Source organism: Polymorphospora sp. A560 (genome assembly GCF_045781765.1).
Taxonomy (GTDB): domain Bacteria; phylum Actinomycetota; class Actinomycetes; order Mycobacteriales; family Micromonosporaceae; genus Polymorphospora; species Polymorphospora lycopeni.
In genome coordinates, this window is sequence record NZ_CP122282.1 from 6,560,638 (window position 1) to 6,574,933 (window position 14,296).

The following is a 14,296-nucleotide window of genomic DNA, read 5'->3' on the forward strand; positions in this document are numbered from 1 at the left end:
CACTGGGGGGCATGCCTGACCTGCGGTCCAAGACCTCCACCCACGGGCGGACGATGGCTGGAGCCCGCGCCCTGTGGCGCGCGACCGGCATGACGGACGACGACTTCGGCAAGCCGATCGTCGCCATCGCCAACAGCTTCACCCAGTTCGTGCCCGGGCACGTACACCTCAAGGACCTCGGCGGGCTGGTCGCCGACGCGGTCGCCGCGGCCGGTGGGGTGGGACGCGAGTTCAACACGATCGCCGTCGACGACGGCATCGCGATGGGTCACGGCGGAATGCTCTACTCGCTGCCGAGCCGCGAACTGATCGCCGACGCCGTCGAATACATGGTCAACGCGCACTGCGCCGACGCGCTCGTCTGCATCTCGAACTGCGACAAGATCACACCGGGGATGCTGCTGGCCGCGCTGCGGCTCAACATCCCCACGGTCTTCGTCTCCGGCGGCCCGATGGAGGCCGGCAAGACGGTGGCGATCGAGGGCATAGTCCACGAGAAGATCGACCTGATCGACGCCATGATCGCCTCGTCCAACGACGCGGTGACCACCGAACAGCTCGACAGCATCGAGCGGTCGGCCTGCCCGACCTGCGGCTCCTGCTCGGGCATGTTCACCGCCAACTCGATGAACTGCCTCACCGAGGCGATCGGCCTGGCGCTGCCCGGGAACGGCTCGACGCTGGCCACCCACGCCGCCCGCAAGGACCTGTTCGTCCGGGCCGGCGGCCTGATCGTCGAGATCGCCCGGCAGTGGTACGAAAACGACGACGCCTCGGTGCTGCCCCGCGCGCTGGCCAACCGGTCGGCGTTCGAGAACGCGGTCGCGCTCGACGTGGCGATGGGCGGCTCGACCAACACCGTCCTGCACCTGCTGGCCGCGGCCCGCGAAGCCGAACTGGACTTCGGCGTCGCCGACATCGACGCGATCTCCCGCCGGGTGCCGTGCCTTGCCAAGGTCGCCCCGAACAGCCCGAAGTACCACATGGAGGACGTGCACCGGGCCGGTGGCATCCCGGCCATCCTCGGCGAACTCGACCGGGCCGGGCTGCTGCACCGCGACGTACGCGCCGTGCACTCCCCCGACCTGGACACCTGGCTCGGCGACTGGGACATCCGCGGCGGCAAGGCCCGCCCGGAGGCCGTCGAACTCTTCCACGCCGCGCCGGGCGGCGTACGCACCACCGAGCCGTTCTCCACCACCAACCGGTGGAACCGGCTGGACACCGACGCCGAGGCCGGCTGCATCCGCGACCGGGCCCACGCCTACACCGCCGACGGCGGGCTGGCCATCCTGCACGGCAACCTCGCCCCGGACGGCTGCGTGGTCAAGACCGCCGGCGTCGACGAGGAGCTGTGGCGGTTCAGCGGGCCGGCCCGAGTCTTCGAGTCCCAGGACGACGCGGTCAGCGGCATCCTCGCCAAGGAGGTGCGGCCGGGCGACGTCGTGGTGATCCGCTACGAGGGTCCGAAGGGCGGGCCGGGCATGCAGGAGATGCTCTACCCGACCTCGTTCCTCAAGGGCCGCGGGCTCGGCAAGGCATGCGCGCTGATCACCGACGGCCGGTTCTCCGGTGGCACCTCGGGCCTGTCGATCGGTCACGTCTCGCCGGAGGCGGCCGGCGGTGGGCTGATCGCGCTGGTCGAGGACGGTGACGAGATCGTCATCGACATCCCGGCCCGGTCGCTGCGGCTGAACGTGCCGGACGAGGTGCTCGACGCGCGCCGGATCGCCCAGGACAAGCGGGACCGGCCGTACACGCCGGTCGACCGGCAGCGCCCGGTGTCCGCCGCGCTGCGGGCGTACGCCTCGATGGCCACCTCGGCCAGCGACGGCGCCTACCGCCGGGTGCCCGAGTAACACCTTCGTCGCGAGTAACACCTTCGTCGCGGGGCCGGGAGCGTCGCTCCCGGCCCGGACGACGTCCACCGGGTCGGGAGCGCCGTGATCGTGCGGCCGCCCGGCGGGTACTGCTGTCGCGGTCCACAGCGAAATCGGCGTATCGACAGCGAATTCGCTGTGGCGCGCGACAGCGACATACCCGGTGGCCCACCCCCGGTCGCCCGCCACGGGGACACCGACGATCGTCTGCTGTCCGACCGGACGACACGCCGTCCGAGGCCGGCGGAGCAGCAGACGATCACGCGGCGCGGGCGATCCGCGCGGCGTGGGTCAGGCGCGGGCGGCCTCCATCGCCAGTGCGGCCGCGCCGAGCAGCCCCGCGTCGCCGCCGAGGGTGCTCGGGTGAATCCGTACCCGGGTCACGAACGGCAGCCCGGCCAGCTCCGCGACCGCCGCCCGCAGCGGGTCGAAGAGCACGTCGCCGGCGCCGGACACGCCGCCACCGATCACCACGTCGTCGAGGTCGATCAGCGCGGCGGCGGAGACGATGCCGGCGGCCAGGGCGAGCGCCGCCCGGTCGAAGGCACGCCGCGCCACCGGGTCGCCGGCCCGGGCGGCGTCGGCCAGGGCCCGGGCGTCGGCCGGCCGGTCTCCCGGCGACCAGCCCTGCTCGACCGCCCACCGGGCGATCGCCGGCCCGCTGGAGAGCGCCTCCACGCAGCCCCGGCCGCCGCACGCGCAGTCGGGCCCGCCCAGGTCGACCACGATGTGGCCGATGTGCCCGGCGTTGCCGGTGCCGCCGGAATGCACCCGGCCGCCGATCACCAGGCCGCCGCCGACTCCGGTCGAGACCACGATGCCCAGCACCGAGCGGTCGCCGTACCCGCCCCGCCAGTGCTCGCCGAGCGCCATGCAGTGCCCGTCGCCGGCCAGCACCGCCGGCCGGCCGGGCAGCACGTCGCGCAACGCGTCGAGGATGCCGAAGTCGCGCCAGGCCGTGATGTTGACCGGGCTGACCGTGCCGGCCAGCGGGTCGAGCGGCCCGGCCGACCCGACCCCGAGACCGACCAGCCGCCGGCTCGGCCCCCGCTCGGCGACCTCGCGTACGAGCCCGTCGAGGGCGGCGGCCACGGTCTGCGCGTCGGGGCTGACGGGGGTCGGTACCACCGCGCGGGTGGCGATCGTGCCGTCCGGCTCGACCACCGCCGCGGCCAGTTTCGTGCCACCCACGTCAACAGCTAGAACGGGACCCGTCACACCGTCACCTCGCTCCGTCCGGTCGATCCGTCACGACCTACGACGCAGGCCGCCGGTCGTCCCGGCCCCTGACCTGGTCACACCGTGTTCCCGAACGGACGGGTTCATACCGTGCCGGCGGTGAGGTCGTTGACGCAGCGTAGAACCGGACGGGCGGCCAGGGCGGCCGGGTCCACCGGTCGGGACGTACGGACGGTGAAGCCCACCGACTCGCCCGGCAGCAGGGTGACCAACGCGTCGTCGACGACGGCCGCCGGGTCGAGCCGGTCGGCCAGCACGGTCAGGTCGCGCAGCACCGTACGGGCGGTCACGGTCAGCCGCAGGCCGCCGTCGACCGGCTCGACGGTCGTGTCGTAGGCCGCCGGCGGGTAGGCGATCTCCCGGTCGGTGGCGAAGAACCACCAGGCCCGCAGGTCACCGCTGGCACAGACCAGCAGTTCGCGCCGGGGGTCGCCGGGCTGGGCCAGGTCCGCCGGCAGCGGCACGGTCGCCGTCGCATACGGCGCCACGTCCAGTTCCACGACCGCCTTCGCCCGAGGTTCGCCGTCGAGCCCGTACCGGGCGACCGTCACCCGGGCCGTCCAGCGTCGCCCGCCGTCGTTGACGGCCACCAGGGCCGGTACGCCGTCGCGCGGCTGGACGGTGAGCAGCCGGTCGGCGTACGCGCGGCGCAGGGCGTACCACAGGGGTTTGCGGCGCCCGTCGCCGTCGACGGCCGACCAGGAGGTGACCGGCCAGCAGTCGTTGAGCTGCCACACGATCGTGCCCATGCAGACCGGCCGGTGCGACCGGAAGTGCTCGACCCCGAGCGTGATGGCACGGGCCTGGTTGACCTGGGTGAGGTAGTGCCAGTCGTCGAAGTCGCGGGGCGCGGGCAGGTGGGCGTCGAGGCCACGGCGCAGCTTGGCGTCGCCGTCGGCGGCCTTCTGGTGGTGCCGCAGCCCGGGCGAGTCGGGGGCCAGCGGATCGTCGCGCAGCGCCCGGCGCAGGGTCGCGTACGCCGGCGGGGCCTGGTAGCCGAACTCGGCGACGAACCGGGGCACGTATTCCCGGTAGCGGACGTAGTCGTCGGTGTTCCACACGTCCCAGATGTGGGTGCTGCCGTGGGCCGGGTCGTTGGGGTGCCGGTCGTGGTCGCCGGACCACGGGCTGCCCGGCCAGTACGGCCGGGTCGGGTCGAGTTCGGCGACGACAGCCGGCAGGAGGTCGAAGTAGAACCCGGCACCCCAGCTCCGGTCGCCCAGCGGCTCCCGCCAGTCCCAGTCGTGCCAGCCCCAGATGTTCTCGTTGTTGCCGACCCACATGACCAGGCTCGGGTGGCTGGCCAGCCGGGTGACCTGCTCGCGGACCTCGGCGGCGACCTCGGTGGCGAACGGCTCCTCCTCGGGATAGGCGGCACAGGCGAAGAGGAAGTCCTGCTCGACCAGCAGCCCGAGGGAGTCGGTGAGGTCGTAGAAGTCGTCGGACTCGTAGCGGCCGCCGCCCCAGACCCGGATCAGGTTGACGTTGGCGTCGCGGGCCTGGGCGAGCCGCTGCGCGTAGCGCTCCCGGGTTACCCGGGTCGGGAAGACGTCGTCGGGGATCCAGTTGACGCCGCGGACGAAGACCGGCACGTCGTTGACGACGAGGGTGAAGGCGCTGCCGTGGGCGTCGGCGGTGGTGTCGAGGCGTACGGTGCGGAACCCGATCCGCCGCTGCCAGGCGTCCAGCGGGTCGCCGTCGGCGGCGTGCAGGGTCACCTCCAGCGGATACCGGGTCGGTTCGCCGTACCCGTGGGGCCACCACAGTTCCGGGTCGGCGATGGTCAGGGTCAGCACGGCGGTGTCCCGGCCGGCGTCGACCGTGGTCTCGCCGGTGGCACCGGCGACGGTGGCGCGTACGGTGAGCGGGCCGGTGCCGGGGTCGGCCCGCTCGATCCCGACGTGCACCTCGACCCGCCCGGCGCCGGCCTCGACCGTCGTGAGTGGACGCACGTGGGCCAGTCGGGCGACCCGCCAGGTGTGCAGCCCGATGCCCTGCCAGATGCCGGCGGTGACCAGGGTCGGCCCCCAGTCCCAGCCGAAGTTGCAGGCCATCTTGCGGATGAAGTTGAACGGCTCGGGATACGAGTTCGGCCGCTCCCCCAACTCGTCGCGACGGGCCAGCGCGTAACGGTAGGCGGAGTCGAACCGTACCCGCAGGGTGTTGTCGCCGGCCCGCAAAGCGGGGCGGGCGTCGAAGCGGTAGCCGCGGTGCATGTTGGCGGTGCGGCCCAGTTCGACGCCGTTGAGGCTCACCGTCGCGACGGTGTCCAGCCCGGCGCAGACCAGGTCGGCGCGGCCGGCGGCCGGCCCGGCCGTGAACGTCGTCTCGTAGATCCAGTCGGTGTGCCCGATCCAGGCCAGCCGGGTCTCGTTGTCGTCGAGGTACGGGTCGGGGATGCGGCCGGCGGCGAGCAGGTCGGTGTGCACGCAGCCGGGCACCGTGGCCGGCAGGACGGCGCCGGCGACCTCCTCGGGCACACCGGCTCCGGGGTCGCCGCCGGGCACCGCCCGCAGGGTCCAGCCGTCGTGCAGCGGTCGCAGGCCCGCCGCGTTCGCACCGTGGGTCAAGACTTCACCGCGCCTTCCATGATTCCTCGGACGATCTGACGTCCACCGATGAACAACATCACGAGCAGTGGCAGCGTGGCCACCAGCGCGCCGGCGAGCACCCGGCGGTAGAGCACGTAGTTGCCGCTGGCCAGGTCGGACAGGGCCACCATCGAGGTGGGGTAGTCGGTGCCGCCCAGCGTGATCAGCGGCCACTGGAAGTCGTTCCAGGTGGCCACGAAGGTGAGCAGGCCGAGCACCGCGAGGGCCGGCCGCACCGCCGGGAGCACGACGCTCCACCAGATCCGCATCGTCGTCGCGCCGTCGATCCGGGCCGCCTCGATCAGCTCGTCCGGTACGGCCTCCATCGTGAACTGTCGCATGTAGAAGACGCCGAACGCGCTGACCAGACCGGGCACGATGACCGCGAGCAGGGTGCCGTTCCAGCCGATCTCCCCCATCAGGATGTAGAGGGCGACGACGCCGAGCTGGTTGGGCACCGTCAGGGTGAGGACGACGAAGACCATCAGCGCGTTGCGGCCCCGGAACCGCAGCTTGGCGAAGGCGAACCCGGCCAGCGAGCAGAAGAACAGCACCGAGAACGTCACGACGCCCGACACGATCGCGCTGTTGGCCAGCGACTGCACGAAGTACACGTCCTGCATCGAGAAGACCTCGCGCAGGTTGGTGAGCAGCATCCCGCCGGGCACGACCCGGGGCGGGATCTCGGCGAGGGCGGCGTCGGTGCTGGTGGCGACGACGAACATCCAGTAGATCGGGAAGGCCGAGAACAGGATCACCACGGACAGGAACAGGTAGCTCCAGAAACCGGCGGCCCGGTGGCGTGGTGCCCGCCCGGCCGGTCCGGCCCCGCCGGGATCGCCGGACCTGCGGGTGTCGGGCTTGCGCGTCGTGACGGTCGTCATCGGCGGCCTCCTCCGAGCCGGTTCGTGACGACCGCGTTCAGCACGGCGACCACGATGATGATCAGGAACAGCGCCCAGGACATCGCGGCGGCGTACCCGAGGTTGAGGTCCTTCCAGCCGACCTGGTAGATCAGCAGGGCGATGGTCTGCCACTCCCGGTTGGCGCCGCCGGTGGCGGCCGCGGTGTTCTGCTGGAAGAGCATCGGCTCGGTGAAGAGCTGCAGCCCGCCGATGGTGGACAGGATGACCGTGAAGATCACCACCGGCCGGATCATCGGTACGGTGATCCGCCACAGCTGGCGCCACGGCCCCGCCCCGTCGACCGCCGCCGCCTCGTAGACGTCGCGCGGGATGGACTGCATCGCGGCCAGGTAGAGCAGCGCGTTGTAGCCGATCCACTTCCAGTTGACCATCGTGGCGATGGCGATCCACGACGACCACTTCGCCGCCCGCCAGTCGATCGGCTCGGCCATCCCGAGCACCGACAGCACCCAGTTGGCGACCCCGGTGTCCCGGGCGAACACCACCGCGAAGATCAGCGTCGAGGCGGTCAGCGGCGTGACGTACGGCAGCAGCACGCCCACCCGGAACCAGGTCTGCGCCCGCAGCCCGCGGTTGAGCAGCCCGGCCACGATCAGGGCGAGGGTGAGTTGCGGCACCGTCGAGAGCAGGAAGATGCCGAACGTGTTGAGCAGGGCGTTCCAGAACGCGTCGTCGGCCAGCAGCCGCTCGAAGTTGGCCCAGCCGGCCCAGCCGGTCAGGGTGGGGTCGTCGAGCCGCCAGTGGCGCAGCGCGACGACCCCGTTGAAGACGATCGGGAAGATCCCGAAGACCCCGAAGAGCAGGAAGAACGGCGCGATCAGGAGGTACGGGGTGTAGCGCAGGTCGAAGCGGAGCAGCCGGTTGCGCCAGCCGTGCGGCTGGGTCGTCACGCCTCCGCCGCCTTCTGGGCCTCCTTGACCGCCTCGGTCCACGCGTCGGCCGCCTTGCCCTTCAGGTCGCCGCTGGCGAGCCGGTTGAGCACGTTCTCCACCGCGACCCGGGTCGGCCCGTTACGCCGGCCGAGGTACTGCGGGGTGAGGTTCTCGGCGGTGCCGCTGAAGATCTGGCCGACCGGGGCGTTGCCGAAGAACGGGTTGGTGAAGTCGCGGATCGCCGGGTCGTCGTAGAGCGCCGGCTGCGAGGGCAGGTTGCCGACCTTCTTGAAGATCTCGATCTGCTGCTCGGGCTGGATCAGCCACTCCAGGAACTTGTACGCCTCGTCGATGTTCTTGCCCTGCTTGGGGATGGTCAGGAAGGAGCCGCCCCAGTTGCCGCCGCCGCCGGGGATCGCGGCGATGTCCCACTTGCCGCTGGTGTCCGGCGCGGTGTTCTGGATGTGTCCCTGCATCCAGGCGGGGCAGGCCAGCACCGCGAAGTCGCCCTTGACGAAGCCGGCGTTCCACTCCGGGGAGAAGGCGGCCAGGTCGGCCGAGAGCCCGGCGCCGATCGCCTTGGCGGCCACGTCGAACGCCACCTTCGGGCCGCCCTCCATCCGCAGCGTCTCGCTCTGGTCGTAGAAGCCGACCGGCTGCTGCCCGAGCACCGGGTTGAAGATGTTGGTGCCGGCGTCGATGAACTTGCGGCCGGTCCGGCCGGTGTAGGTCTGGCCGGTGGCGATGAACGCGTCCCAGGTGGGCCAGAGCGCCGACACCTGGTCGCGGTCGGTCGGCAGCCCGGCCGCGGCGAACAGGTCGGTGCGGTAGCACATGGCGAGCCCGCCGACGTCGGTGCCGAGCCCGATCTGGGTGGCGCCGTCGGGCGACAGCGTCTGCTGCCACTTCCAGGGCAGGTAGCGCTCCTGGTACTGGCCGGCGCCCTGGTCGAGCAGGTTGACGAACTTGTCGGCCTGGCCCCGGAACTGGATCACGAAGCCCTCGTCGATGGCGGCGATGTCCGGGGCGCCGGAGCCGGCGATCAGCTTCTTCTGGAGATCCTCGTGCTGGGCGTTGTACTCGCCGGTGTTGAGGCTGATCCGGACGTTCGGGTTCGCCGCCTCGTAGCGGCCCTTCAGTTCGTCGAGGCCGAAGTCGCCCCAGAAGTTGATTTTCAGCGTGACGGTGCCGTCGCCGCCACCACCGCTGTTGCCGCTGCATCCGGTGAACAGGAGCAGGCCGGCCATGCCGGCGGCGGCCATCCGGACGATCCGGGATCGTTTCATGTCATCCTCCGAGCACATCATGGGAACGCTCCCAAGATCGAGGAGCGTTGACTGAACCGGATAAGTGACGACACCGTACGGGCGGCATCGGAACATGTCAATCCCGTGTCCTGCGCATGCCGAACTGGTAACCTGCCTCGGTCCCATCACTGCTTAACCGAGAAAGGTCAACTGACCGGTGGGCCGGGCCGCCCCGGACCGGTAACCTGATGGGCCCGCCCGGTGCCGGGGCCGTCGACGGCCCGGCCGCCCGCGACACCGAGAGGAGACCGGTGAAACGGCCGACGATCGCCGACATCGCCCGGCGGGCCGGGGTCTCCAAGGGCGCCGTCTCCTACGCGCTCAACGGCCTGCCCGGGGTCTCCGCCGCCACCCGGCAGCGGATCATCGCGATCGCGCAGGAGATCGGCTTCAACCCCAACAGCGCCGCCCGCGCCCTGTCCGGCGCCGCCGCCAACGCCGTCGGGCTCACCCTCTGCCGGCCGGCCCGCACCCTCGGCATCGAACCGTTCTTCATGGAGCTGATCAGCGGCGTCGAGGCGGAACTGTCCGCCCGGTCGTACGCCCTGACCCTCCAGGTCGTCGCCGACCCGGAGGCCGAGATCGCGGTCTTCCGGCGCTGGTGGGGCGAACGCCGCGTCGACGGCGTGTTCGTCTGCGACCTACGCGTCGACGACCGGCGGATCCCGGTCCTCGAACGGCTGCAACTGCCGGCCATGGTGATCGGCGGCCCCGGCCACACCGGCACCCTGGCCAACGTGTGGTGCGACGACGGGGCGGCGCTGGTGGAGGCCGTCGAATACCTCGTCGCGCTGGGACACCACCGGATCGCCCGGGTCGGCGGCCTGCCCGGCCTGCTGCACACCGAGATCCGCACCCGCGCCTTCACCGACCTGTGCGCCCGGCTCGGGCTGTCGCGGGCGGTGACCGTGCCGTCGGACTACACCGGCGAGGAGGGCGGGCGGGCGACCCGGCGGCTGCTCAGCTCGCCGGAGCGGCCGACCGCGATCCTCTACGACAACGACGTGATGGCCATCGCCGGCCTCGCGGTGGCCCAGGAGATGGGGCTGTCCGTACCCGCCGACCTGTCGATCGTGGCCTGGGACGACTCGGCACTGTGCCAGCTCGTCCATCCCGCGCTGACCGCACTCGGCCGCGACATCCCGGCGTACGGCGCGAACGCCGCCCGCCGGCTGCTCGCCGTCGTCGCCGGCGACCCGGTCGACGACTTCCAGGACCAGACCGCCCACCTGACACCACGCGGCAGCACCGGTCCCCCGCCCCGCGACACCTGACCGGCCCCCGGCCGGATCAGCTCACAGGGACGGGGACTGGAAGGACTCCAGGAACGCCTCCATCCGCTCGGCCGGCGCCGGGCGGGACAGCGCGAAGCCCTGCCCGTAGCGGCAGCCCGCGGCACGCGCCTGGTCGACCTGCCCGTCGGTCTCCAGCCCCTCGGCGACGATCTCCAGCCCGAGCCGGCGGCCGAGGCTGACCACCACGTCGATCAGGGGCTTGCTCTGCGTGCCCCGGCCGGAATCCGCCACCAGGGCCCGATCGATCTTGAGGATGTCGACCGGCAGCCGGCGGAGCTGGGCCAGCGACGCCTGGCCGGCGCCGAAGTCGTCGAGCGCGGTGCGTACGCCGAGGGCCCGCAGGCCGGCGAGCTGCGTGACCACGGTCGGCACGTCACTGGCGACCCGGGCCTCGGCGACCTCGACGACGAGCTGCTCCGGGGCCAGGTGGTGGGCGGCCAGGGTGGCCGCCACGGTCGACACGAAGTCGGGCGCGGCCAGCTCGTGCGGCGTCACGTTCACCGCCATCCACAGTGGGCGGCTCGGGTGCGACCACGTGGCGAGCTGGCGGCACGCCCGGTCCAGCACCCACCGTCCGATCTCGACGGCGATGGCCAGGTCCTCGGCGACCGGCAGCAGCTCGGCCGGCAGCACGGTGCCCAGCGCCGGGCTGCGCCAGCGCAGCAGCGCCTCCACCCCGACCGGCTGACCGTCGTGCAGGCCCAGCACCGGCTGGTAGACCAGGTCGAGTTCGCCCCGTCCGGCGGCACCGGACAGCTCCCGTTCGAGGTCCATCCGACGAACCAGCTGCTCCTCGAGGTACGCGTCGTACCACTCGATCCGGTTGCGGCCGAGCTGCCGGGCCCGGCGGCGGGCCAGGTCGGCCCGGCGCAGCACGTCGTCGACGCCGTCCCCGCCGGCCAGCTCGGCCAGGCCGATGCTCAGGTGCAGGTGCACGACCGCGCCCGGCAACTGGTAGGGCTCGGTGAGGGCGGCGAGCAGCCGGGTGCCCAGGGTGTACGCCAGCATCGGCCCCTCGACCGTGACGATCGCGAACTCGTCGCCGGCCAGCCGGGCGGCGACGTCGTCACGGTCGATGGTGGCCCGCAGCCGCCGCCCCACCTCGATCAGCACCGCGTCGCCGACCTCCCGGCCGCGTACGTCGTTGATACCGGCCATGCCGTGCAGGTCGATGACGAGCAGTGCCCCGGTGTGCCCGGACACCGACCGCTGGGTGACGATGGTCCGCATCAGCTCGCGGCGGTTGGCCAGCCCGGTGAGCTGGTCGGTGAACGCCATCTCGTGCAGCGTGCGTTCGAGGTGGCGGCGCTCGCCGACGTCGCGTACGTGCACCACCAGCGCGCCCACCTCGGGCACGCCGCGCTGGTCGCTGATGGTCGACTCGGTGTCGCGCAGCACCCCGTGCCCGTCGACCAGCCGGGCGGTGACCAGCGGCGGGCGACCGCCGTCGGCGGCCCGCCGGGTGAGGACCCCGGTCAGTGCCGAGGTCACGTCGGCGGCGTCGTCGGGATGCATCAGTTCGGGGAACGCCCGGCCGAGGACGTCGGCGTCGGAGAGTCCGAACAGGCGCGCCGCGGCCGGCGACTGCCAGCGGATCAACAGGTCCTCGCCGACCACCAGGGTCAGGTCGTTGGCGCCGGAGACCAGCGACCGGAAGTGCGCCTCCTGTTCGGCGAGGCGGCGGGCGTACCGGCGGACGTCGAGGGCCGAGAGCACCTCGCGCACGACCAGGGTCGGGATCACCGCGAGGCCGAGCACGATCGAGGTCACGTTGAAGGACCCGACGGTGACCAGGTGGTATGCGGCGGCCAGGGTGGCGATCACGGCCGGCACGGTGAGCAGCGGGTAGGCGGAGAAGTTCCCCTCGGCCTCACCGTGCGCCAGGGGCCGGCCACCGACCTCGGTGCGCGACGCCCCGATCCAGGTCAGCAGCGGCGCGCCGGCCAGCACGGCACCGGCCGCCAGCAGCGTGGCGGGCGGCGCGTCGTACGCGAGCAGCCAGGTAAAAATGGTCATGCCGAGTACCGTCGCGCTGGCCCCGGCACCGGAAAGCAGTGCGGCCCGCCGGAAGCGGGCCGCGCGCAGTGCCGTGATCACGATGATCGACAGCCCGGCCGCCGCGACCAGCCCGGCCGCGAGCGCCGTCCCGGGAGTCGCCCCGTCCGGATGCAGCAGCCACCCGGCGAAGGCGAAGCTGGCGCCCATGCTCAGGCCGTCGAAGCCGCGCCGCAGCCGGACCGAGATGGTGACGGCCGCGCCGGGCAGGAGCAGCAGCCCGAGCACGCTCAGCACGGTGGCGGCGGCAAGGCCCGCCAGCGCCACCGACGGCAGCCGGCCGGCCGGCACCAGCGGCAGGGCGGCGGCGGTCAGGCCGGTGGCGAGCACGCCGAGGCCGAGCAGGCCGGCACCCCGGCACCCGCCGGTCCGCTTCTCGATGGCCCGGAAGGACAACGCGAGCCGGATCAGGCGGGCGGCGCAGACCGCGGCGACCGGTACGACGGCGGCGGCCACGGCCACCAGCACGGACACCGCCCCGGAAAGGGCGGCCGCGATCGCGAACGGCGCCACGACGGCGGGGGCGAACAGGGTCACCAGGCGGATCGGCACAGGGCGGGCGGGGGCACGCAGGAGGGGTTCCACTGACACGGCGGCGGTCACCTTCGCGGAGGGGGCGAGGGTTTCGTGGTGCGGCGGCACCGCACCTATCAACGGGTCAACGAGGAGTGCGGCGACCAGGTTACGCCCCGGCGCCGTGGCGGGTGGCAGGATGGTGGGGTGACCACTGCCCGACCAGTCCAGTTCCGTTATCCGCAGGCGATCCTGGTGGCGGCGATCGTCGGATTCGTCGGCGCGATCCCGCTGGCCAGCGTCTCGTGGTTCCTCGCGCCGATCCTGCTGGTGCCGCTCGCGCTGGCGATGTGGGCGTGGCGGGCCGGCACCGACGCCGATCCGGCCGGCATCCGGATCCGGGCGCTGCTCGGCGGCCGGCGTATCGCCTGGTCGCAGATCCGGGAACTGGCCGCCGACCGGCGCGGGCGGGCGATGGTGCTGCTGGCCGACGGGCACGCGGTCGGCCTGCCGGCGGTCCGGGCCGCCGACCTGCCCCGGCTCGTCGAGGCGAGCGGCAACCGGGTCGACGCGACCGGCTGACCGCCGGCCCGCGCGGGTGTCAGTATCCGTCGGCGACCTGGTTGACCAGCGGTTCACCGCCGGCGAACCGGCGCAACTGGGCCCCGGCGAGCCGGTAGGCCCGCGGGAGCACGCCCTTCACCGAACCCGCGACGTGTGGGGTGATCAGCACGTTCGGCAGCGTCCACAGCGGGTGGCCGGCCGGCAGCGGTTCCGGGTCGGTGACGTCGAGCGCCGCGCCGATCCGGCCGGTGGACAGTTCGGCCACCAGGGCCGCCGTGTCGGCGACCGGGCCGCGGGCCGCGTTGACCAGCAGCGCCCCGTCCGGCAGCGCGGCGAGGAACCCGGCGTCGATCAGGCCCCGGGTCTGGTCGGTCAGCGGCACGATCACCACCACCACGTCGGCCGTGGGCAGCAGGGCGGGCAGGTCGGCCACCCCGTGGACGCCCTCGTCCGGCCGGGGCGTACGGGCCACCCGGGTCAGCTCGACCTCGAAGGGCGCCAGCCGGGCCGCCAGTGCCGCGCCGATCGAGCCGGCGCCGACGATCAGCACCCGCTTGCCGGCCAGCTCGTCGGTGGGGGTGAAGTCCGCGTACGCCCACTCGCCGCGGGCCTGCGCCCGGATGAACGGCGGGAACGCGCGCAGGTACGACAGGATCGCGGTGACCGCCCACTCGGCCGTGGACGAGTCGTGCACACCCCGGGCGTCGCAGAGCGTGACGCCGGCGGGCAGCCGGCCGACCCAGGCGTCGGCGCCGGCCGAGAGCAGTTGCACCACCTTCAGGTCGGGCAGCTTCTCCGCGAGGCGTACGGTGCCGCCCTGGGCGAGGAACGGCGGGACCCAGAACGACACCCCGGCGGGGTCCGACGGCAGCCGGTCCGGGCCGGTCACGATCTCGACCGTGACCCCGTCCGGCAGCCCGCCCATCAGCCCGACGCCGTGCTCGTGCGCGACCCAGACCTTCACGACAGCACCCGTGTGATCATGACCCGACCCTAGTCGCCGGCCGCCGGCCCCGGCCGGCCAGGTCGGCCGGCGGTGGACCGGTTCGACCGG

At 72.9% G+C, this 14,296-nt stretch carries 10 protein-coding genes; 3 read left to right on the top strand and 7 right to left on the bottom strand.

The window, feature by feature from the left end:
* Positions 1-11 precede the first annotated feature (11 nt).
* Positions 12-1,859 carry a dihydroxy-acid dehydratase gene (gene ilvD / locus QCD66_RS29690; protein WP_364208285.1) on the top strand — a complete coding sequence of 616 codons (1,848 nt, stop codon included), beginning with the start codon at positions 12-14 and terminating at the stop codon, positions 1,857-1,859.
* A 312-nt stretch (positions 1,860-2,171) separates the two neighbouring features.
* Here the strand turns inward: ilvD and QCD66_RS29695 are convergent, their stop codons facing one another.
* The 5 genes from QCD66_RS29695 to QCD66_RS29715 all read right to left on the bottom strand — a co-directional run bounded on the left by QCD66_RS29695 (position 2,172) and on the right by QCD66_RS29715 (position 8,794).
* Positions 2,172-3,071: an ROK family protein gene (locus QCD66_RS29695; RefSeq protein WP_364208288.1), complete on the bottom strand. Its 900-nt coding sequence runs from the start codon at positions 3,069-3,071 to the stop codon at positions 2,172-2,174.
* 131 nt (positions 3,072-3,202) lie between these two features.
* Positions 3,203-5,689, bottom strand: coding sequence for a glycoside hydrolase family 2 protein (locus tag QCD66_RS29700; RefSeq protein WP_375733880.1), 2,487 nt, complete (start codon positions 5,687-5,689; stop codon positions 3,203-3,205).
* A complete protein-coding gene (locus tag QCD66_RS29705; RefSeq protein WP_357532721.1) occupies positions 5,686-6,594 on the bottom strand; it encodes a carbohydrate ABC transporter permease in 909 nt (302 codons plus the stop codon). The genes QCD66_RS29700 and QCD66_RS29705 overlap by 4 nt, the downstream gene beginning before the upstream one ends.
* Positions 6,591-7,526 carry a carbohydrate ABC transporter permease gene (locus tag QCD66_RS29710; RefSeq protein ID WP_375733879.1) on the bottom strand — a complete coding sequence of 312 codons (936 nt, stop codon included), beginning with the start codon at positions 7,524-7,526 and terminating at the stop codon, positions 6,591-6,593. The genes QCD66_RS29705 and QCD66_RS29710 overlap by 4 nt, the downstream gene beginning before the upstream one ends.
* Positions 7,523-8,794 carry an extracellular solute-binding protein gene (locus QCD66_RS29715; RefSeq protein ID WP_364208297.1) on the bottom strand — a complete coding sequence of 424 codons (1,272 nt, stop codon included), beginning with the start codon at positions 8,792-8,794 and terminating at the stop codon, positions 7,523-7,525. Before QCD66_RS29715 ends, QCD66_RS29710 begins: the two co-directional genes overlap by 4 nt.
* A 272-nt stretch (positions 8,795-9,066) precedes the next feature.
* Here QCD66_RS29715 and QCD66_RS29720 point away from each other — a divergent pair, with 272 nt between their 5' ends.
* Positions 9,067-10,089, top strand: coding sequence for a LacI family DNA-binding transcriptional regulator (locus QCD66_RS29720; protein WP_375733878.1), 1,023 nt, complete (start codon positions 9,067-9,069; stop codon positions 10,087-10,089).
* Positions 10,090-10,110: 21 nt separating this feature from the next.
* Here QCD66_RS29720 and QCD66_RS29725 read toward each other — a convergent pair whose 3' ends face one another.
* On the bottom strand, positions 10,111-12,756 hold the full coding sequence (locus QCD66_RS29725; protein ID WP_375733877.1) for a putative bifunctional diguanylate cyclase/phosphodiesterase: 2,646 nt from the start codon (positions 12,754-12,756) through the stop codon (positions 10,111-10,113).
* 129 nt (positions 12,757-12,885) lie between these two features.
* Here QCD66_RS29725 and QCD66_RS29730 point away from each other — a divergent pair, with 129 nt between their 5' ends.
* Positions 12,886-13,260: a PH domain-containing protein gene (locus tag QCD66_RS29730; protein WP_357532728.1), complete on the top strand. Its 375-nt coding sequence runs from the start codon at positions 12,886-12,888 to the stop codon at positions 13,258-13,260.
* Positions 13,261-13,279: 19 nt separating this feature from the next.
* Here QCD66_RS29730 and QCD66_RS29735 read toward each other — a convergent pair whose 3' ends face one another.
* A complete protein-coding gene (locus tag QCD66_RS29735) occupies positions 13,280-14,206 on the bottom strand; it encodes a 2-hydroxyacid dehydrogenase (RefSeq protein ID WP_364208307.1) in 927 nt (308 codons plus the stop codon).
* Between the last annotated feature and the right edge of the window lie 90 nt (positions 14,207-14,296).

Coding starts and splice junctions, on each gene's coding strand:
- ilvD (WP_364208285.1), top strand. CDS start 12: ATGCCTGACCTGCGGTCCAAGACCTCCACCCACGGGCGGACGATGGCT.
- QCD66_RS29705 (WP_357532721.1), bottom strand. CDS start 6,594: ATGACGACCGTCACGACGCGCAAGCCCGACACCCGCAGGTCCGGCGAT.
- QCD66_RS29715 (WP_364208297.1), bottom strand. CDS start 8,794: ATGAAACGATCCCGGATCGTCCGGATGGCCGCCGCCGGCATGGCCGGC.